Raw genomic sequence first — 20,701 nt, 5'->3', positions numbered from 1 at the left:
CAGTTCGAGGATCAACACGCCCGGCTCACGGTCAAATCCGCAGCCTGATCCTGTCTGCCCGCAGGGGCGCACTCCAATCGGGGGTCAAACTGCGTGCCTTTCTACAGCTGTACGCGAATCGAGGCTCGGAGCTTCGAATTCAGGTGTACGCGAGCAGCCGGCCGGCGAATATTACCCCTGTCCATGCGATCAGCGACACCCCGGCCGCGATGCGGGCGGTGACCGGAGTTACAGCGACATCCGTCCACTCATCAACGCGGCGATAGATGCCCAGGTGAAACACTGGCACGTTGAGGCAAGCTATGAGCAATAGGCCGAACTTCCAAGGCGCGGCTCCAGTACCAGCGACCACTGTAGCTTGCGCGCTGAGGAGTGCGATGCCCGTGGCAACGGCGAGGGCCATGCCGATGTGCGAGACGGGAAGCAGATAGCGCGCGACTGTGGTCACAGAAACCACGCGCTTTCCCGCTCCCAGCAAGCGGAGATCGAAGGTGAAAGCCGGGCCGACGAGGATAGCGATCCCTAGGATGTGAGTGGCTTCGAGCACCGGATAAAGGTACTCGGCGCTCCGAACAGCCTCGCCGAGCGCGGAGGCCTGGAGCATCTCCAATAACGAATTGAGCAAAAGAAGAATACTCCGCTGAATGCCGTGCGGCACGAGGACGGTACAGTGATCCATCCGCGAGACTATTTCGGCAGCGGCGCGCGTACCGGCAGCGTGTTACCGAGCACCTGATTTACCGGCACCGCGTCGGGCCCGTACCAGAAGACGACTGGGCGAAACAGGTGATCATCGGTCCTGTTGATGTAGCCCACGGCCTGGAAGCGCTCCCCGATCTTCAGCGCGCGGCCCAAACCCCACCTGCCCGACCAGGCAGGAGGTGCGATGATGATCTCCAATCCCTTGTGGCGCCCCTTGTACGAGGGAGCGGCATTGACCCGGATACTGTCTTCTGGACCCTGCAATTGCTCAGGAAGCGCCAGCTTGGGAGTGCGGGCCGGCAGGCTGCTATCCAACGCCACCTCGAAGAGCGAGTGCGGGTTACCCCAGACACCGTCCGAGGAGACCGATCCCGCGATGTAAAGGAGGCGATCGGTGTTGAAGCCCGGCCACCCGTGATGCGCGACCGCAGGCAGAGCCATAACAATCGACGTCACAGGTGTCGCCGCCAGTCCGGCAGCGCTGAGGATCATGTGTCGGCGGCTAAGCGATACGGTTTCGGTCATTCTTCTTCCCGCTTTAATGGATCTGTCGCGGGACGGGCCGCGGCGCTGCGGACCCACCCCATCTTCCAGAGAGCAGGCTACCATGACGCGATGCGCGGGATTATCGGGGGCAAATCACATGAACCTAGAAGTGTAGTTCATGAATTGGCGAGCGCGGTTGTCCAAGTTGACCGACGACGCGCCCACACGCATGGCATATCTCGGCGATACAGCCTAGTCTGATCTGGAGCATGCACGATATTCGCAGCTGTTCGGCGGCCGGTCGAGCGCTTCATGATCTGCGGTTTCGCCAGCGAGGGCATCGACGAGTTCCTGGCCCACATCACCCCGATCGAAGCTGCTCTGAGCACTCCGCTCGACTGCGACGGCAAAAACGCCCGAAGGGGCCGACGAACGCCGCACATGACGCCACGGCCTGTACAGCAGGCGGCTCTCGGCCTTGCTCAGCAACCCCGAAGCTCCGGCTTTTCGACGAGCGCAGCCAATACGTCCACGGCCGGTCAATGATTGCCGTATCGGGCAGCTCCAGGGGGCAATGTCAGGGGCTGAGCAGCGGCACCTTCACCGTGCGAGCGCTCATCGCAAAAACGGCCGCCCAAAGGGCGGCCAGTTTGGAGACAGCGTGGGAACGCTGCGGAGGAAGTGCTAGCCGATCTTGCGCAATCGAACCACGATATCGACGTGGGAGATTTGGTACCCCTCAGGTGGCACGGGCATCTTGGCGAGCTCGATCTCTTCCGCCGGGATATCGATCACTCGCCCTTCGTTCTCGACAACGAAATGATGGTGGTTGTGGTCCGCCGTATCGAAATATGCCTTGGTCCCGTCCAAGGTCATCTCGCGAAGCAGGCCCGCTTCGGTGAACTGACGCAGTGTGTTGTAGATCGTCGCAAGCGAGACCGGGATCCGCTCCTTCATTGCCTCTTCGTACAAGATCTCCGCACTGACGTGACGCTGGCCTTTGGCAAAAAGCATCCACCCAAGAGAAACACGCTGGCGGGTCGGCCTCAGACCAGCCTGACGAAGCCTTTGAGTCACATTGCTAAAAGGGCAGCCCTCTCGCGCGGCACCTCCATATCCGGGCTTTCCGACAATCATATCGCTCATGTCGTTGTCGATCCTTCTGGTGCGATCAAATGCCTGAGCTTTCGAAGTCCAGCTATCGACATGCATTTGATGCTGATCAGTTTAGCCAAGTTGCTCGCCGTCCGACTAGCGGAGCCGAACGGCAGCGATAACACCGAGCTATCGGAGCAGGATCTCGCTCCACCTCAACGCTTCGTCACTGATGCTCATTTTTCATCAGGTGGCGGTCAGCTCAAATCGATGCCTTGCGAGCGCAGCTGGGATGAGGTCAACCGCCGGTTGCTCCGTGGTGCGCGCGGCCGGTCCACCGAATGTATCAGTCGATCGGAGCGATCTTATTTTCCTCAATGACCTGGCGCCATCTGGCGGCTTCGGCCTGCATGGAGCGCTTCAGTGATTCACCATCCAGAGGCTCAATGATGAAACCAAGATTGGCCAGTTGTGCCTGCACCGCTGGGTCTTTCGCGACATTGGCAAACCCATCATACAGCTTTTGGATGCGATCAGCCGGCACTTTAGCCGGAGCTAGAAACGCATACCAAAGCTTCGCATTGATCTCCGGATAACCCGACTCTGCCATTGTGGGGACGTTCGGCAACCCCGGGAAGCGATTGTCAGAAGTCACCGCCATTACCTGGAGCAGCGGGCTGCCCACCATAGCTGCCGCGTCTGCGACCGAGGAGAAGGTGAAATCGCAAGTGCCGCCCATGATGCCCTGAAGGACATCCGGGTTTCCTTTGTAAGGGATGTGGGTGGCGGATCCCTTGACCTTACTGACCATCAAAGCGCCTGTCAGATGCCCGATCGTGCCTAAGCCGCCCGATCCATAAAACAATCCGCCCTTCTTCAAGGCAGCTTCGAAGTCGGCAACGGATTTGAGGCCAAGGCTGGAGCGGACTATGAGCGCCAAGGGTACATTGCCCAGCCCGATGATAGGCTGGAAATCGGTCTCCAGGTTATAAGGCAGCTTTCTCCGTAGCAGCGTCACCCCAAGGCCGGAAGAAGGGAACCCCAGGATGGTGTATCCATCCGGTGCGGACAAGTTGGCCGCCTGAACACCAATCGTTGTGCTTGCGCCCGCTCGATACTCGAAAACGAACTGCTTTCCGACCGAACTGGTCGCCCTTTCAGCAAAAACCCGCGCGATCACATCACCGGGACCACCGGGAGGGTTCGGAATGATGACTTTGATGTGCTGCGAGGGGTAGTCATCTGCTCGCGAACCCGGTGAAATTATAGCAGATCCCAAGGCTGCCAGAGCGCCTGATCCGAATGTTCTTCTCGTTATCATTGATTCCTCCCGAAGGCTTTTTTGTCGTTGAATCTGTTACCGCGGTCATCTGACAGGGACTCTCAATTTCCATGGAAGGCAGCCTGCTTCAGAAGCCGCGAGCGCCCTTCGGCCAGCAGGGCGGCGCCTCAGCCTCGAACGACAGCGAGCGCCCTCGACTGAGAAACCCGTCGCTTAAATCGGATCGGCCACCGTCACGCTCCGTGTTCGCACTGCGTCCATGCTGCCGGAGCTGGCGCTTCTGTTCCTCCCAATTCTTTTCTTTGATTGTTCTGATTGGAGGCCACTGCGGTCAACGCCCGGCCCTGGCGGGATATTGATCTTGGTTATACCCCTCGCAGCTTCGAGCCGTTGGTTCTGGAGTCCACTTCTAATGACGGCACGCGCCAGAATGCGTTGGCGGCCAGCTAGTCCGCGGGCTACAGGCCGTCACCGGGGACCTCAGGCACTTAAGGGCGGTTGGCCGGAAGGCTCCCGCTCTTCGAGCAGGGCTATCACGCCATTATTGTGCCCGTGGCGCTCCCGAGCTCGGCGAGGAGAAGGTCCTGGAACTGGGGATCGTTGACGGCCAGATGGGGTTGCTGGCGTCGCTGATGGTGCCAGTATCCGCCGCTGATCAGTGCTTCTGGCTCGTTGCTGACGGCCAGCCACTCCTGGGTCAGATGTCCCAAGCTCAGATCATCGGGAGCGCCAGGGCCACCCATCCTTGTCGGCACCCATCCCGGATCGACGGCATTACTCAAGATGTCTGGCCATTGGCGGGCCACTGCCGCGGCTAGGGTTGTGACAAACAACTTGCTGTCCGAATAGCTCCTCGTCGAGGTTCGTCCTGACCAGTCGATCGCGCTTAAATCGGTCTCTCCGCCTCTGTGCATGCTGCTGCTCAGGTAGATGAGGCGCTTCGGACGCCGGATCAGGCAGGTGAGCAAATACGGAGCGATGACGTTGACAACGAGCAACCGCGAATCGGAAACGACGCCGGCGTTGTGAATGACCGCATCCATCTGGCCGATGGCGTTGACCTGCCTGGCAAGATCCCGGATCTGCGCGGGGTCCGCCAAGTCGCCTACAGTAGCGACTGCGCCGTGGTCTAGGAGTTCCGTTCAGGCTGAGATTCGGGATTCTGAGAGGACATGGACGACCACGTGGTGCCCCTCGGCGAGGAGCGACTTGGCCGCGCGATGGCCGAGCCCGTCGGCCGAACCGGTTATGAAGACACGGGCCTTGTGGCCGGCACTCCCCTGCACAGTGGACATAGCTCGCTCCATCCGAGCATTCGGTGATCTCTGCGCCAGGCTCGCACGGTTCTATCGTGAGGTGCGAACGCCGCCGATATTGCGGTTCACTCGCGAGGGCCGAGGCCCTAGTTCTTCGAGAATGCGATACGCGCCGATCCGGTACCGAGCACCTGCGCCAGAGCTGTAGGATCGTCCACACGTCCGAGAGGCGTGTAGGAGTATGACGATTCGAAGGTCAGGTAGAACAGGACGAGCGTCCTCGAGCCATATAGCATCAGGTCACCGTTGCGGATCGTTCCCGGCCGGATTTGGTTCGTCGGAAGGGACTTCGGCAAGTCGACGTGCTTCTCGTTGCCGTTGAGGTCAGGCATATCGAGGGTCAGCGGCAACATGGCTGCGAAGGCGCGAGCGGCTTCCGTGTCAGCCAAGGTGATGGCGAAGCGGCGTTCGCCGACGGTCATCCACATGCGAGAGTCCTGCTGTTGAGCAATCGCCAAGCCAGGCGATCCAGTTTGAGCCGCTACATTTTCCGCGAGCACCAATGGCGCGCAAAGCAGGCTCAGCGCGATAAAGGCTCGCACACAGCAAAATCGGTTGAATGGTGCCAATAGTCGTCGTCGATGGCGGGGAATTATGGATCTCTCGGTCACTTGGTGTCTCCCTGTTCGCTGCCGATGACATTCAATCATTTGCGCGTCCAATTCACCTGGATCACGCCGCCTTGGGAGCAGGCTGGACCCGCCGTGCGGTCAGGACCGCCAACAGCGCTGCGATGAGCAACAGAACTGCGCTGGTGCCGAAGGTCGCGACATAGCCGCTGGTGTCGAACAGAACCCCTCCGACGACCGCTCCGAAAGTGATGGCAAGCTGGACTACGGCGACCATCAAGCCGCCGCCCGCCTCGGCATTGTCCGGCAGCGTCCGCGCCACCCAGGTCCACCAGCCGACAGGGGCCGAAGTGGCGAACAAGCCCCAGAGCCCCAGCAGCACCGCGATGACAGCAACACCGCCGCCCACCAGGATGAGCGTCGAAGCGATGAGTGCCATCAGGAGCGGGATGATGATCAGCGTGCGGTAGAGCCCCTCGTTAACGAACCGGCCAATCAGCGAGGTGCCGATGAAGCCGGTCACGCCCATCGTTAGAAGCAGCAGCGACAGCGTGGAGACATCCACATGCGCCACCGTTTCCAGGAACGGGCGCAGATAGGTGAACAGCGCGAACTGACCCATGAAAAAAATGCTGACGGCGGCCATTCCTAATGCGACGACCGGGCGCCCGAGCACTTTGAATACGCCTGCCGCGCTTGTGCGGGATGTAGCCTTCATCGAAGGCAAGCTGACCAGTTGCCAGACGAACACGATTACACCGATCGGCACTACGAAGAAGAACGCCCCTCGCCAGCCAATGAAACCGCCCAGAAAGCTGCCGAGGGGAGCGGCGACGACAGTGGCCAACGCGTTGCCGCCATTCAGGATCGATAGCGCCTTGGGTACCTGGTTCTTGGGAACGAGCCGCATGGCAGTCGCGGCGGACATCGACCAGAAGCCGCCGATAACGACGCCGATGAAGGCCCGGCCGACCATGAAGATCTCGTAGTTTGGCGCAAACGCGACGATCGTGCCGGAGACGATCATCACCGCGGTCAGCGCAAGCAGCAGCACCTTGCGATCAAGCCCGCCGGCAAGAGCGGAAATGAAAAGGCTTGTCAGAACGGCGAACGCGCCCGACACCGAGATCGCCTGTCCCGCCTGCCCTTCTGTAATCTGAAGGTCGGTAGCGATGGGCGTCAACAAGCTGACCGGCATGAACTCCGAGGCGATCAGGGCAAATGCGCCGAGCGATAGCGCGAAGACCCCTCCCCAAGCGGCTGCACTGTTCGTATCGATATCGCTCGAAGCGGGGACGTTTGACTGCATCGGGACCTTGACCTCGGATGTCGGCGCAAGCGGTCGGCCGCCTACGGGCGGCATGGTTCATGCCGTTAGGATTGGAATGGCGGTGGGGAAATGGCTTCCCGCGACGGCCCGACTGTCATCGACGGGAGGACCTGGTTAAACTAGGTAAGCCGCCGATTGGACGCCGTGCCGATCGATTGAGCCGGAATATACGCACGCGGATTAGCAGCAACTACCCGAGACGGATGGCATGCGATTATGAGGCCGCCTCATGAGTTTTGTGGGCTTCAAGCTCCAGGACCATGACAGCTGGCTTCGCGCCGAGTTCGACGCAGCGGCTTCGATCACGCAGTTAGAACGCGTGACGAGCCGCCTTGCGCCCGCTCGGCACTCGAAGGCAAATTGCTTGCCTATCGACGTGGCCGCCCTTTCAGCGAAAACCCCAGCGATGGCGTCGCCGAGCCCCCCGGCGGATTGGGAATGATGACCTTGATGACTGCGAGGGATAGTCGTCGGATCTCGACGCGGCTGGGAAAATCGAGGATGCCGAAACGGCCAGAGCCCTAACCCGCACGATCGTCTGGTGATCGTAGTTCCCCGAGATTTGCTCGATTTGTCTCGTGTCCGACCACACCCCGCGACCGGCAAAGGTGTGGATTGGGTGGCGCTGCTTTATCGCGGCGATCAACGGGCATTGAGCCGGGGCAATTCGCGAATCGGCCGGCATGACGAACGCCGACTGCTCCGGTCCGCCGTTAGCCGAACTTCTCTCGAAGGCTGCGACAATGCCCGACCAGTGAGGAGTGCCCTGAAGAGCAATCGTGCCCTGGGCGCCGCCTCGCATGTAAGGTGCATGCGAGTCCTGCCGATACCATGGCTTTGCAGCTAGTCACGACCAGAATCGTCACAATCATAGACAACGAAACAGAAACTGGCTGTCGGCAAGCGTCATACCTGGGATCGGCACCCTATAAGAAACCTTTATATGCACGAGAAGGGCAGCCTTGAATGGTGAAAGCAGATCGTTAGCCAATAAGCGCGTCGCGCTGCTGATCGCGGTCCTCGCGCTGATCCTCTCCTTCGCCGAGATCGGGGGCAAAATCGCTGAGCAGTACGCGTTGGCGCGCAACATCGAGGCGTCGAACCTCTGGGCCTTCTCCAGGCCAAGACAACGACGCGTGCCTGATCGCCGAGGGCGGCCTGCGGGCCGCTCTCCCAACCGGGGGGAGCCTTTTATGCCGCAGACCGTTCCAGACATTGTCTTCCACATGCGAGTGCGGAACGACGCGCTCGGGGGGCCGAATCCGTTCGAGTGGAAGGACGTTACGACCGAAGAACTCTTCGCCGGCAAGACGATCGTGCTCTTCGCCCTTCCCGGTGCCTTCACGCCGGCTTGTTCGGATAGCCACCTTCCCGGCTACGAACAGCGCTTCGAGGAATTCCGAGCGGCCGGTGTCGACGAGATCTATTGCCTGTCGGTCAACGACGCCTTCGTAATGTTCCAGTTCGCGCGCAGCCGGGAGATCCAGCACGTTAAGATGCTGCCCGACGGCAATGGCGAGTTCACGCGGCTGATGGGCATGCTCACTCAGCGCTACAAGCACGGTATGGGCCTGCGCAGCTGGCGCTACTCCATGCTCGTCCGCGACCGTCGGATCGAGAAGATCTTCGCCGAGCCCGGCTTCGGCGATGAGCAAGGCGTCGGGCTCGATGTGTCCGATGCCGGGACCATGCTCGGTCATCTCGCGAGCTCCGGGCGTAGCGGCTGAGGCCCGGGCTCAGGCCCAATCGAGACCGAGCATCCGCCGCGCTAGGCCCTGATCGCCGCCGCAGGCGAAGGCGTCGAAGGTGCTGTCGGTGACGCGTATGATGTGGTCGCCTGAGGACGGCGCACATTCCCATTCGAGCACCAGCCAGCCCTCGAAGTCGTACTGCGGGAGCTTCGAGAATACCGCCCGGAGATCGACCTATCCGTCGCCGAGCCGGCGGAAGCGTCCCGCTCTCTCTTTCCAGCGGGCGAAGGCGCGTCGTGGATCGAGTCGCCATCGGCGACGCCGGCAGTCGCCAATTCCGAGCCGACCGACGGCGAGGAGTCGTGATGAAATCCGCAATGCGGCCTGCGCATTGTGCGGCAGCCCGGCTCCTGCCGGTCGCCTCCTGGTCTCGGGTACCCGCCCGCTATTCGGCCAGAGCTTCGTCCTTGCGGCGGCGGATCTGCGGCATCAGCATCGCGAGCAGTGCCATGGCACCGATGCCCAGCAGGACGGCGCTGACCGGCCGCTCGATCAGGATCATCGGACTGCCGCGCGACAGGACGAGCGCGCGACGCAGATATTCCTCCAGCATCGGCCCGAGCACGAAACCGATCAGCAGCGGCGCCGGCTCGCAGCGCAGCTTGATGAGAACGTAGCCCACGAAGCCGAAGAGAACCGTCTGGTAGATGTCGAATACGGTGTTGTTCACCGAATAGGCACCAATCGCACAGAAGACGAGGATCGATGGATACAAAAAGCGGTAGGGTACGCGCAGCAGCGAGACCCACAAGCCGATCAGCGGCAGGTTGATGATCAGCAGCATCAGGTTGCCGATCCACATCGAAGCGATCAGCCCCCAGAAGAGCTGAGGCTGGGTCTCGACCATGCGCGGACCCGGCTGGATGCCCTGGATCATTAGCGCGCCCGCCATCAGCGCCATGACGGCGTTGGCGGGGATGCCGAGAGTCAGCATCGGGATGAACGAGGTCTGCGAGGCGGCGTTGTTGGCGCTCTCCGGCCCGGCAACGCCCTCAATCGCGCCTTTGCCGAATTCGTGCCGATGCTTCGAGACCTTTCTCTCCAGCAGGTAGGAGGCGAAGGTCGAGAGGGCGAGGCCGCCGCCGGGCAGGATCCCGAGGACCGTCCCGACCGCCGTGCCGCGCAGGACCGAAGGGGTGCTGCGCCTGACATCCTCGCGGGTCAGCATGAGGCTGCCGACCCTGGCGGCGACGGTCTGTCGCTGCTCCGGCTTCTCAAGGTCACGGATGATGTCGGAGATGCCGAACAAACCCATAGCCAGCGCGACGAAGCTGATGCCCTCGAAGAGCTGGCTAAAGCCGAAGGTGAAGCGTACCTGGCCGCTCTGCACGTCTGTCCCGACAAGACCGAGCGCGACTCCCAGCGCGATCATAGCGAGCGGCTTCAGTATGTTTCCTTGAGCGAGGACGGTCGTGATGATGAGCCCGAGCAGGATCAGCGAGAAGTATTCCGCCGGCCCGAAGGAAAGGGCGAGCGCTGTCAGGAGCGGTCCGGACGCGGCGACGATCAGCGTCGCGACCGTCCCGCCGAAGAAGGAGCCGATCGCCGCGATCGCCAAGGCGGGTCCCGCTCGGCCCTGCAGGGCCATCTTATTGCCTTCGAGGGTGGTGACGACTGCGGTGATCTCGCCCGGCAGATTCAGCAGTATGGCCGAAGTCGAGCCGCCATACTGTGCCCCATAGTAGATCCCCGCGAGCATGATGATCGCGGTGGTCGGGTCGAGGCCGACGGTGATGGGCAGCAGCAGAGCAATGGTGGCGAGAGGCCCGATGCCGGGCAGGACGCCGATCGCCGTGCCGAGCAGGCAGCCAAAGAAGGCGAAGCTGAGATTCTTCAGCGTGAGCGCGACTGAAAAGCCGAGGAGCAGATTGTCGATCATTAGCGTGCGCTCAGTTGAAGCCGAGGACAGGCGGCAGGAAGGGAATGCCCATTTTCAGCCCTCGATCGAAGATCAACCAGCACATGCTCACGAGCACGATCACCATGCCGATCGTGCCGCGCAGCGTCTGCGTCCTGTCGGCGAGACTGCTGATCACAATCAGAAGCACGAGCGATGCTCCAAGCCCCAGCGTGCCGAGAAAGGCTCCGAAGGCGGTGAGCCCGCCCAGTACCAGCGCCATCTCACGCCATGCGAACCCGTCGAGGGGATCGCGCCCACTCCGGAGCGCGGTCACCAGCATACCGAACCCGAAAGCGCCGATGAGCCCGAAGACCAGCATGGGCAGATAGCCTGGACCCATGCGGCTGGCGGTGCCGGTCTCGTATTCGGCGTTGAGGTAGAGCCCGCCAAGCGCGATCGCGAGCAGAATCAAGCCGAGACTGATCTCGCGGACATTGATGTCGCGGGACACCGTTCTGACAGCCATCTAAGCCTCCGTCGCCGGTTCGATGAAGCCCGGCCTCTAGTGAAAGGATCGGCCGCCATCGACGGCGAGCGTGGCCCCCGTGACGTAGGATGCGTCGGCCGAGAGCAGAAACAGGATTGCCCTTGCGATCTCGGCCGGATCGGCGATCCGCCGGAGCGCATAGTTGCCGACATTGCCGCGATGCCCATCGGCCATCGGCGTATCGACCATTCCGGGGCAGACGCAATTGACCCGGATCTGCGGCGCGAATTCCGCGGCCATCGCACGTGACAGGTTGACGACGCCGCCCTTCGAAGCCGCGTAGGCCGTGTGGCCGGGCGCATTCGGCAGAAGCCCCTGGGCGGAGGCGACATGGACGACGCTCGCGCCTTCGCTCTGGCGCAGATGCGACAGGCAAGCCCGGGTGACGATGTAGATCCCTGTCAGGTTGATCTCCACGACGCGGCGGAAGATCTCGGCAGGCGTCTCCTCTACGGGACCCGTCGCCATAATGCCCGCCGCGTTGACGAGACCATCGACGCCGCCCATCGCGACCGCTGCCGTCGCAATGCCGGCGAGCACGGCCGCTTCGTCGGTGACGTCGACCGGGCAGGCATGTGCGCCGAGCTCCCGCGCCGCCGCGACGACCCGGTCCCGGTCGCGGTCCACGAGCGTTAGCGAGGCGCCGTTTTCCGCCAGGATCTGCGACGTCCGGGCCCCGATGCCCGAAGCGGCGCCCGTTACGACGATACGTCGTCCTTCTAGGTTGGCCATTCCCTTCTCCGTTGCTCAGCCCAACTGCTCCTTCCTGTTCACGCGCTCAGCGCATGACGAAGACGTTGTCGGGAATGCGGTCCGCTGTTGAAATGAAGACGCTCTTGGTCTCGAGGTATTCATTGAGCGTCTCGATCCCGCTCTCCCGACCGAGACCGGAGCGCTTCACCCCGCCGAAGGGCACCATGTAGCTATAAGTTCGGTAGGTATTGACCCAAACCGTCCCGACCTCGAGGGCCTTGGTCATTCGCATCGCGCGCGAGACATTCGTCGTCCATACTCCGGCGACGAGCCCGAACGCCGCGTCGTTGGCGATCCGGATCGCATCGGCCTCGGTCTCGAAATCGAGGATCGAGAGGATCGGGCCGAAGACCTCCTCGCGCGCGATCCGCATGTCCGGAGTGACTCCGTCGAAGACGGTTGGCTCGACGAACTGTCCGGCTCCGAGCCCCTCTCCCGTTGCCCTGCGCCCGCCGAGAAGACAGGTCGCGCCGTCCTCGCGCGCGACGTCGATGTAGCGCAGCACCTTTTCGAGCTGGGGAGCGGTCGCGATCGGGCCGACATTCGTCTCGGGATCCATGGGATCGCCGAGTCTGATCTGGCGAGCGCGGTCGAGCACCGCCGCGACGAAGCGCTCGCGAATGGAGGACTGGACCAGCAGCCGCGATCCGGCGGTACACATTTGTCCCGCGGCTCCGAAGATTCCCGAGACGACCCCGGCGGCGGCCAGTTCGAGATCGGCATCCTCGAACACGATGTTGGGCGACTTGCCGCCGAGTTCCAGCGCGACCCGCTTCAGGCCCGCGGCCGCCTTGGCGTAAATCCGGGCGCCGGTTTCATCCGAGCCCGTGAACGACACGAGCGCGATGTCGGGATGCTCGACGAGAGCGGCGCCGGCTTCCTGGCCGAGGCCGGTCACGACGTTGAAGACGCCGTCCGGAAGCCCCGCCAGACGGGTCAGTTCGGCGAATTTGAGCGTGCTGACGGAGGCGAATTCCGAGGGCTTGACCACCGCGGAGCAGCCGGCGGCGAGCGCCGGCGCGCATTTCATCGTGAGGAAGCCGAGCGGGGAGTTCCACGCGGTGAGGGCGGCGACGACGCCGATGGGTTCGCGCGTGGTGAAGGCGACCATGTCGGCCTTCTCGATCTGCATGGTGTTGCCTTGGATCTTGTCGGCGAGGCCGGCGAAGTAATGCCAATAGGCGATCAGGCCGTCGATCTGGCCCCGCATCTCGGCCAGAAGCTTACCGTTGTCGGTCACTTCGGTCCGCGCGAGGAGATCGCGGTTCTCAGCGATGATGTCGGCCAGCCGGCGCATAGCGCCGCCCCGCTGTGAGGCGGTGAACCGACTCCAGGGCCCGGTCGTCATCGCCTCCCGCGCCGCCTTCACGGCCAGATCGACGTCGCGCGCGTCGCCGCGCGCGATTCGGGCCCAGACACGCCCCGAGAATGGATCGGTGCTGTCGAGCCATTCCCCGCCAGCGGGGTCGACGAAGGTTCCGGCGATGAAGTGGCCGTGCTGTTGCATTCGTGACCTCGTCCTGGACGCCTCTGCGGCGATGTGGCGGTTAGAGCAGTTCCGGGTTGCTTCGCATCGCGGATATGCTCTAACCTATTGTTTCATCGAACTTCTTCACGCGAACTGGTGTCCACTTCGCTCGAAAATGCTCTAGCGGATTACAAGCGTGCCCTTCTGCGACGTGCGCGATCCGCCTCGCGCCGCTGCAGTGACGGATCGCTCCGTCCGGAAGACCGGAGGCGGCCTCAGTCGGTGAACTTGACGTTGTTCTCGACGATGAGGTCGCGGAAGCGGGCCGCGGTCGTGTCGATGAAGTCGACGAGCGCCTGCCCCCGCAGAGGATCGGCCTGGAAGGAGGCGGGCCCGAAGCGCTCGGCCATCGCAGGCGAACGAACCGTCTTCTCGATCACGTCGCCGAGCCGGGTCACGACCTCGGTCGGCGTGCCGGCGGGCGCGACATAGCTGTACCAGAGGCGCGCATCGATCTGCGGGAGCCCGAGCTCGGTCATCGTCGGGGTATCCGGCAGATTGCTCACGCGCTCCTTGGCAGTCACCGCGATCACCCGGACGAGCCCGTCCTTGCTGAGGTTCGCGGCCTCGCGCGCTGAAGGGAACATCATGTCGGTGAAGCCGCCGGCGAGCGCCTGCAAGCCCTCTGGATTGTTCTTGTAGCCGACGTGGACGCCGCGCGCCTGGGCCGCCTTGAGGAAGCGGACGGCCGTCAGATGGCCGAGCGTGCCGGCGCCTCCGCTGGCGAAGGTGACACCGTCGCCCTTGTTGCCCGCAGCCTTCAGGTCGTCGAGCGTCTTGATACCCGATTTCGGCGAGACCACGAGCGCCATCGGATAGCCGCCGATGCCGATGATCGGGACGAAGCTCTTGACATTGTAGGCGAGCTTGTCGCGCAGCACCGTCTGGATGATGCTAGCCATGTGCACGCAGAGAAGCGTATGGCCGTCCGGCGCGGACTGGGCGACGAAGGTGCCCCCGACGGTGGTCGCGCCGCCGCCGCGGTTCTCGACCACGACCGGCTGTCCGAGATCCTCGGAAATGACCGTCGCGATGAAACGGGTAAGAGCGTCGTCGTCGCCGCCGGGCGGATTGGCGACGACGATTCTGATCGGCCGGGCCGGCCAGTTCGATTGGGCCTTCGCAGGGCCATTTCCCAGCAGGGCTGCGCCTGCGAGACCGGCAGCTCCAGTCACGAATTCTCTACGATTGACCATCGTCGTTTCTCCCCAGGTGAACGTCTGTTGTTGGTGCGTTCTCCCGATGGTTCTAGGCCGAGCCGGCAACGCTCACCAGACGCGCGACAAATGACCTATAATACTACGTTATAGGCATTCCCGAGTTCTACTCGCTGCTCGGAGAAGCCGTCGAAAAGCGTAGGTCGCCAGCGCGCCGAACTTGGTCTTCGCTTGGAAAGTCGCTTTTGTCTCTGGATAATCTTCGAGACGAAAGACACCCGCGACCGTGCCCGATCGCTGGTATCCATCCAAAGGTAAGCGCCTGTGGGCGGGGGCGCTGCTCGGGAGCCTCGGTTTTCTTAGATCGGGGGCGGCGGAGCGGCGCTTTGCGATCGGCGGTGAGACTGTCGGCGACTCCGAGGGCGAGCCGTCGACAATCTCGAAGGGCCGTGCCGTCAGATTCCGACGCGCCGATGGTCGAAGATCGCCTTCTTCCAACGCCGGATCGTGTAAGTGCTGAAGATCCCAGCGCCGTAAAACGGGTCGCTAGTGATGTATTGCTCGGCCTCGGCACGGGTTTCTACGTCGAGGATGATGAGCCCGCCATTGGGGAAGTCGTCGTCGTCGGGGAAGAACCCGCCGCTGGCAATGATGCGCTCGGCATTGGCGATGACGTATTCGAGATGCGCCGGACGGACCTCTCGCTTCCTTTCGGTCACGCCAGGATCGTCGACGAATGTGATGACATACGGCATTGGGGCTCCTCCCGAGATCGTAACGCGCCGCCGCCCGGCCTTCCGCTGGGCAGACGGTTGTATGGGCCGCGCGCAAACGTATAGGCCGAGACGACCCGCGCGGCGCGCCACCGGCCCGCCTCATGGTCGGCACGCTATAACATCGTCCTATAGCCAGCTGGAGCGCTCCCTTCCGTCACATCGGGTCGCCTTTTAGACAAGGCGACGTCATCGCGAACGGCGAAGCTTGCGGGCGTCATGTAGAACACGATCGACCGACGCCCATCACCTTCGGATCACGAGCGATATATCGGCGGGGCCAACCGCCGTCCTTGGGGAGAACCGACCATGCAATCGAATCCTCTGACCCGGCGACAGGCCTTAGCGGCCGGCCTGGCTGCGAGCCTGATGCCCACAGCTGCCTGGGCTGCCTATCCCGACAAGCCGATCCGCTGGATCGTGGGATATCCGCCGGGCGGAGCGACGGATACCCTCGCGCGGCTTCTTGGCCAGCATGTCTCGGCTAGGCTGGGACAGCCGGTCGTCGTCGACAACCGGCCCGGCGCGGGCAGCGCGCTCGCCGCCACCGTCCTCGCACAGGCGCCGGCCGACGGCTACACGATGATGGGCGCCGACAACGGGACGCTCGTCATCAACCCGGTGGCCTACCGCAGCCTGCAATACGATCCCGACCGAGACTTCAAGCCGGTCGGCCTCTATGCCGGAATCAACATCGTCCTGGCCGTGCGACAGGACAGTCCCGTTCGCAGCGCAGCCGACTTCCTCGACCAGGGTCGGGCGGCCAAAGACCCGGTGACGTTCGCCAGCCCCGGCATCGGCAGCCCGCTGCACCTCGCCATGGAGCGGCTCGGCGTCGCCGCCAAGATCAAGCTGAGCCACATCCCCTATCGCGGCATGGCACCGGCGCTCAACGACGTGATTGGCGGCGCGGTCCCCTTCGTCGTCGTCGACTACGGCAGTGCCGCCGAACTCATCAAGGGCGGCAAGCTCCGAGCGCTTGCGACCTTCGCGGCACAGCGCCTCGCGCCTCTGCCCGACGTCCCGACCTTCGTCGAAAGCGGGATCGCGGGCTTCAGCGCCGGCGCCTGGCAGGGCCTGATCGTGCCCAAGCAGACGCCCGACGACGTGGTCGCTAAGCTCAGCGAAGCACTGGCCTATGCGCTGGCCCAGCCGCAGGTGAAGACGCGCTATGCCGAACTCGGCCTCGACATGCCGGCGAGCGACACCGCGAATTTCGTGCGGCAATGGAAGGACGATCAGCAGATATGGCATCCGCTGATCAGGAGTCTCGGCATCAAGCTCGACGGCTGAGACGACCGCACGCGCGCCGGACGTCCGATCGGCCCAGACACATCAGCGACAGGAAGAGCCATCATGAGGGGCTTGGAGGGCAAGGCGATCCTCGTCACCGGGGCCGGCAGCGGGATTGGCGCCGCCGTCGTTCAGCGGCTACTCGCCGAGGGCTGCGCGGTCGCCGCCGCGGATCTGAACCGCGAGGCGATCGAGGGCGTCCTCGCAGGCGCCCCCGAAGCCGCGGGCAGCCACGCGGAATCCCTCGATGTGACCGACCGTGGTGCGGTGGCAAGCTTCGCTGAGCGGGCCTGGCAGCGCTTCGGCGGGCTGCACGGCCTCGTCAACTGCGCCGGCATCCGCGGCGTGGGCAATGTGCTCGACGTCGAAAGCGAAGACTGGCGCCGCGTCATGGCGGTTAATGTCGAGGGGACCGTGAACATGTGCCAGGCCTTCGCCCGGCTGGCCATGGCCGCCCCCTATGCCGAGGAGAAGGCGACCCGCTCTATCGTCAACATCTCCTCCGGAGCCGGGCTGATGGGCGTACCCAATCGGCTCAGCTATGTCGCGTCGAAATTCGCCGTATCGGGGATGACGCGGACCATGTGCGTCGAGCTCGCGCCTCACAAGATCAGGGTCAACGCGGTCGCGCCGGGGATGACCCGCACCTCGTTCACCGCCTACATGTTCAAGGATCCGGAGGCTGTGAAGCGCATTCGCGCGAGCCATCCGATCGGGCGCGAAGCCGATCCCGAGGAGATCGCGGCGGCCATCGTCTTCCTCCTGAGCGACGACGCGAGCTTCATGACGGGGGCCGTCGTCCCGGTCGACGGCGGCAGCACGGCCTGCATCCCCTCCCACTGACGTCGCATTCCGAGGACCCGTGGCCGCGGGTGTCGAACGGCCCCGCCGCACCTGCCTCGTCCTCTGGCCAAGCCGCGGCGACGGCGGCGTGAAGTCAGTCGACCTGTACCGCTCGACGGAACGCCGCTGTCGTCGCGGCGCTCCCGTGGTGAACCTGCCCCATAGCGCATCCCTCGATTCAGGCGCCGAGATTGCTCCATCAAAGCCCGGGATCAAAAATCTAGCCAGGCAAGCGCCGAAGGAGAGGTTTTGGCCGTCTCGGCAACGCCGATCGAGCCCGCGTCGGATCTGCAGGCCATCGCCGGCGTGGCTGCGTCACGCCGCGATGTCGCGCCCGACGAGCTCGTCCTCGTTTCCCGACGAGCCGACGGACAGGCCAACCGCCGTGACTTCATCGACCAGCGCTCTGCCTGCATCCGAAATCGGGATCTGGTCCCGAAAAATTACTGCAATGTCGCGGTGCAAGAGCGGGCCATGAATATCGAGGCATTTGAGATGGCCCGCCCTAACATCGCTCGCGATCGCCGATGCTGGCAGCATGGCCAGGCTATCAGTCCCGGCAACGAGTGTTTTAATGCATGTGACCGAGCCACATTCCGTCAAGCGTTCCGGCACCTCAACACCTTCCGCGCTCATCGCCTTTTCGAGCAAAGTCCGATGGCGTCCAACCATTTGAATCACCCACGGAAATTCCGTCAGATTGGCGAACGAAACCCCCTGAATCTCATGCGCCGGGTGATCGGGGTTGGCGATGACATAGAGGCGATCGCGGAACAGCACTCTCTGCTTCAGTCCCTCGATGAATCCGTAGTTCTCCGTTGCTGCAATAATGAAATCCAGATCACCGCGGATGAGACTTAGGATCAACTCAAGCTGGATTTTCTCGGTGATCCGCAAGGACGGGTCCGGATTGGCTTTCCGCCATTGGCAGATCGCCTGGGGCATGATTGCAGCCATCAGACTCGGCAGCGTTCCGACTGCGACGACATTGTCGCCTCTAATATCGCGGCCACATACGCGAGCCGAAGCTAGCTGGACCTCATCACGGATCAGCCGTGCATGAGCATACAGCAACTCCCCCATCGGTGTCGGCGCGACTCCGACAGGGCTTCGATCCAACAGCTTGCACCCGACGCTTTGCTCAAGTCGATCCATCGAAGTCGACAATGCGGGCTGCGAAATTTCCAAGCTCTTTGCCGCCTTCTTGAAACTACCGTGTTCGACGATCGAGGCCAGATAGATAAGTTTCCTCGGGTCCATATATAATCCTCCCACATAAGCCGTTTTCGGCTATTTTTTCTTGCTATCCCTCAATTGAGATCTAGCAGTAGACAATCGCCTCGCCTCAACTCGCATGAAAGAAAGGCAATCGATTAAGACAGCCTTGAGATCGAACGACCAGTCAGCCGCTCAGCGGACCCGATAATATCTAGACTATATCCCCCCTTAGCTCAACGTTATCGCACGCTGCAGGCGGCGGACGACGCATCTGACGGTATAACCATGTGTTATCGGCCACCCAGCGCTGCAAACTCGGGATGGCTAGATCGCGAAGGCTTCAACGCCGAAGCAATATTCGGGCAGGCCATTTATATAAAAGTCGAAGAAGAGAAAATTCGAGAAACCAGCGAAATTCGATCCCAAATATTCAATGGCAATTGAGCTATAAAGGCCAAATCGACCGCAAATATTCTAGGCTGCTACTTATAACTATTGTCGGTCGCCGGGAGGCATATAACCAAATTTTATATGCACGAGACTGAGGGACTTGAAGGAAAGGAACAGACCCTTAGGCTGACTACAAGCGAGGCCGAAATTGTCTGGCCGTCTATCTCTTTTTGACTGGGAGTTTGGCATGCGGATTGCCAAGGCTGATTCCACCGATAACGAAGCCGTCGGCACCCCATCCCGCCCTTCTCTCCGTGATCCATCGCTGCTTCGCAGCTTGAACTACATCAACGGGGAATGGGTCGGCGCCGACGATTTAGGCCTGACCCGCGTCGTGAACCCCGCAACCGGCCAGCAGATCGGAACCGTTCCGGCGATGGGCGCCGCAGAGACGCGGCGTGCCATCGAAGCCGCGGAGGCCGCATTTCCCAAATGGCGCGCCATGCTCGCCAGCGAGCGAGGCAAAATCCTCCGCAAGCTGTCCGACCTGATGCTGGAGAATGCGGACGACCTCGCCACAATTCTAACGGCGGAGCAGGGCAAACCGCTTGCCGAGGCCAAAGGCGAGATCGCGTACGCTGCGGGCTTTTTTGAATGGTTCGCCGAGGAAGCGCGGCGCATCTATGGAGAGACGATTCCGCCTCATGTCCATAGTCGCCGCGTGCTCGTCACGAAGGAGCCGATCGGCGTTTTTGCGGCCATCACTCCATGGAATTTCCCCGCGGCAATGATCACTCGCAAAGCCGGCCCCGCCTGGGCTGCGGGTTGCACGGGCGTGGTGCGCCCTGCAAGTCAGACGCCGTATTCGGCGTTGGCCATTGCCGTTCTCGCTGAGCGTGCGGGCATGCCTGCGGGAGTTTGCAACGTCATTACCGGTCCGGCGGGCGTTACCGGTGGCGAGCTGACGAGCAATCCAATCGTTAGGAAACTTTCGTTCACGGGGTCGACGGAGGTGGGCCGCACGCTTCTGCAGCAATGCGCCACAACCATAAAGAAGACCTCGATGGAGCTTGGCGGCAATGCCCCCTTTATCGTCTTTGACGATGCGGACCTGGACGAGGCCGTTAAGGGCGTCATGATGTCCAAGTACCGGAATTCGGGCCAGACCTGTGTTTGTGCCAATAGGATCCTGGTCCAGGACGGCATCTACGACGCATTCGTGAAAAAGCTCACCGCGGCGGTAGCAAAGCTTGAGGTGGGCGACGGCACACAGCCCGGAGTGAGCCAAGGTCCTCTCATCAATCAAGGCGCAGTGCGGAAGGTCGAAGAACACATCGCGGATGCCGTCTCGAAGGGCGCCACGATTGTCCTGGGCGGCTCGCGGCACTCGCTCGGAGGTAATTTCTTCCAGCCGACTGTGTTGGCGAACGTGCCGCAGAATGCCTTGGTCTTTCAGGAAGAGACCTTCGGTCCGGTTGCCCCTCTCTTCCGGTTTAACGAGGAGAGTGAGGCTATCAAGCTTGCAAATGACACTCCGTTCGGGCTGGCAAGCTATTTCTACGCCAGGGATGTCGGACGCATTTTCCGCGTTGCCGAACAGTTGGAGTTCGGGATCATTGGCATCAATGAGGGGCTGATCTCAACCGCTGAGGTGCCCTTTGGCGGCGTCAAAGAAAGCGGGCTCGGACGGGAAGGCAGCCGTCACGGCATCGATGAGTATCTCGAACTGAAATACATGGCTTTGGGTGGGCTCTGACCCGCCGGACCAATCTCTGGCGGCGCTTGGCAGAGAGAGCTGGCTCGGGAAATCTGGACAACGCGCGTAGGT

At 62.4% G+C, this 20,701-nt stretch carries 17 protein-coding genes and 2 pseudogenes; 4 read left to right on the top strand and 15 right to left on the bottom strand.

Translation table 11 applies throughout. From position 1 onward, the window contains the following. Positions 1–139 precede the first annotated feature (139 nt). The 7 genes and pseudogenes from AC1RMY_RS25655 to AC1RMY_RS25625 form a co-directional block, all read right to left on the bottom strand. Positions 140–679: a hypothetical protein gene (locus tag AC1RMY_RS25655; protein WP_492869433.1), complete on the bottom strand. Its 540-nt coding sequence runs from the start codon at positions 677–679 to the stop codon at positions 140–142. An 8-nt stretch (positions 680–687) separates the two neighbouring features. Beyond that, positions 688–1,227 carry a hypothetical protein gene (locus AC1RMY_RS25650; protein ID WP_492869431.1) on the bottom strand — a complete coding sequence of 180 codons (540 nt, stop codon included), beginning with the start codon at positions 1,225–1,227 and terminating at the stop codon, positions 688–690. A gap of 645 nt (positions 1,228–1,872) precedes the next feature. Then, entirely contained in the window at positions 1,873–2,334 is a 462-nt protein-coding gene (irrA, locus tag AC1RMY_RS25645) for an iron response transcriptional regulator IrrA (RefSeq protein ID WP_492869429.1), read from the bottom strand. A gap of 295 nt (positions 2,335–2,629) precedes the next feature. Further along, positions 2,630–3,604, bottom strand: coding sequence for a Bug family tripartite tricarboxylate transporter substrate binding protein (locus tag AC1RMY_RS25640; RefSeq protein WP_492869427.1), 975 nt, complete (start codon positions 3,602–3,604; stop codon positions 2,630–2,632). 494 nt (positions 3,605–4,098) lie between these two features. Further along, positions 4,099–4,860, bottom strand: a pseudogene (locus AC1RMY_RS25635) (SDR family NAD(P)-dependent oxidoreductase). A gap of 107 nt (positions 4,861–4,967) precedes the next feature. Then, a complete protein-coding gene (locus tag AC1RMY_RS25630) occupies positions 4,968–5,309 on the bottom strand; it encodes a cyclophilin-like fold protein (protein ID WP_492869425.1) in 342 nt (113 codons plus the stop codon). 244 nt (positions 5,310–5,553) lie between these two features. Continuing rightward, positions 5,554–6,759, bottom strand: coding sequence for an MFS transporter (locus AC1RMY_RS25625; RefSeq protein ID WP_492869424.1), 1,206 nt, complete (start codon positions 6,757–6,759; stop codon positions 5,554–5,556). A 983-nt stretch (positions 6,760–7,742) separates the two neighbouring features. Here AC1RMY_RS25625 and AC1RMY_RS25620 point away from each other — a divergent pair. Beyond that, complete coding sequence (locus AC1RMY_RS25620; RefSeq protein WP_492869423.1) at positions 7,743–8,507, top strand: peroxiredoxin; 765 nt, start codon at positions 7,743–7,745, stop codon at positions 8,505–8,507. A 9-nt stretch (positions 8,508–8,516) separates the two neighbouring features. On the opposite strand, the pseudogene AC1RMY_RS25615 reads toward AC1RMY_RS25620, so the two are convergent. The 7 genes and pseudogenes from AC1RMY_RS25615 to AC1RMY_RS25585 all read right to left on the bottom strand — a co-directional run. Continuing rightward, positions 8,517–8,759 (bottom strand): annotated as a pseudogene (locus AC1RMY_RS25615) (sugar phosphate isomerase/epimerase); the annotation flags it as partial. Positions 8,760–8,916: 157 nt separating this feature from the next. Then, positions 8,917–10,410 carry a tripartite tricarboxylate transporter permease gene (locus AC1RMY_RS25610; protein WP_492869421.1) on the bottom strand — a complete coding sequence of 498 codons (1,494 nt, stop codon included), beginning with the start codon at positions 10,408–10,410 and terminating at the stop codon, positions 8,917–8,919. A gap of 10 nt (positions 10,411–10,420) precedes the next feature. Beyond that, complete coding sequence (locus tag AC1RMY_RS25605) at positions 10,421–10,897, bottom strand: tripartite tricarboxylate transporter TctB family protein (RefSeq protein WP_492869420.1); 477 nt, start codon at positions 10,895–10,897, stop codon at positions 10,421–10,423. 36 nt (positions 10,898–10,933) lie between these two features. Next, entirely contained in the window at positions 10,934–11,650 is a 717-nt protein-coding gene (locus AC1RMY_RS25600) for an SDR family NAD(P)-dependent oxidoreductase (RefSeq protein ID WP_492869418.1), read from the bottom strand. Between the two features lie 46 nt (positions 11,651–11,696). Further along, on the bottom strand, positions 11,697–13,178 hold the full coding sequence (locus AC1RMY_RS25595; RefSeq protein ID WP_492869417.1) for an aldehyde dehydrogenase: 1,482 nt from the start codon (positions 13,176–13,178) through the stop codon (positions 11,697–11,699). A gap of 236 nt (positions 13,179–13,414) precedes the next feature. Then, entirely contained in the window at positions 13,415–14,395 is a 981-nt protein-coding gene (locus tag AC1RMY_RS25590) for a tripartite tricarboxylate transporter substrate binding protein (RefSeq protein WP_492869416.1), read from the bottom strand. 416 nt (positions 14,396–14,811) lie between these two features. Next, positions 14,812–15,111: a YciI family protein gene (locus AC1RMY_RS25585; protein WP_492869414.1), complete on the bottom strand. Its 300-nt coding sequence runs from the start codon at positions 15,109–15,111 to the stop codon at positions 14,812–14,814. 327 nt (positions 15,112–15,438) lie between these two features. Here AC1RMY_RS25585 and AC1RMY_RS25580 point away from each other — a divergent pair, with 327 nt between their 5' ends. Both AC1RMY_RS25580 and AC1RMY_RS25575 read left to right on the top strand, forming a co-directional pair. Further along, positions 15,439–16,422 (top strand): Bug family tripartite tricarboxylate transporter substrate binding protein, encoded by a 984-nt coding sequence (locus tag AC1RMY_RS25580; RefSeq protein ID WP_492869412.1) that lies wholly within the window; start codon positions 15,439–15,441, stop codon positions 16,420–16,422. Between the two features lie 63 nt (positions 16,423–16,485). Beyond that, on the top strand, positions 16,486–17,265 hold the full coding sequence (locus AC1RMY_RS25575; protein WP_492869410.1) for an SDR family NAD(P)-dependent oxidoreductase: 780 nt from the start codon (positions 16,486–16,488) through the stop codon (positions 17,263–17,265). A 315-nt stretch (positions 17,266–17,580) separates the two neighbouring features. On the opposite strand, the gene AC1RMY_RS25570 is transcribed toward AC1RMY_RS25575, so the two are convergent. Further along, on the bottom strand, positions 17,581–18,525 hold the full coding sequence (locus tag AC1RMY_RS25570; protein ID WP_492869408.1) for a LysR family transcriptional regulator: 945 nt from the start codon (positions 18,523–18,525) through the stop codon (positions 17,581–17,583). Between the two features lie 595 nt (positions 18,526–19,120). On the opposite strand from AC1RMY_RS25570, the gene AC1RMY_RS25565 reads away from it, so the two are divergent. Then, positions 19,121–20,629 (top strand): NAD-dependent succinate-semialdehyde dehydrogenase, encoded by a 1,509-nt coding sequence (locus AC1RMY_RS25565; protein WP_492869407.1) that lies wholly within the window; start codon positions 19,121–19,123, stop codon positions 20,627–20,629. Positions 20,630–20,701 lie beyond the last annotated feature (72 nt).

It is taken from the genome of Allobosea sp. GW822-FHT03F07, assembly GCF_058801345.1.
This window is presented reverse-complemented; position numbering and strand designations above follow the sequence as displayed.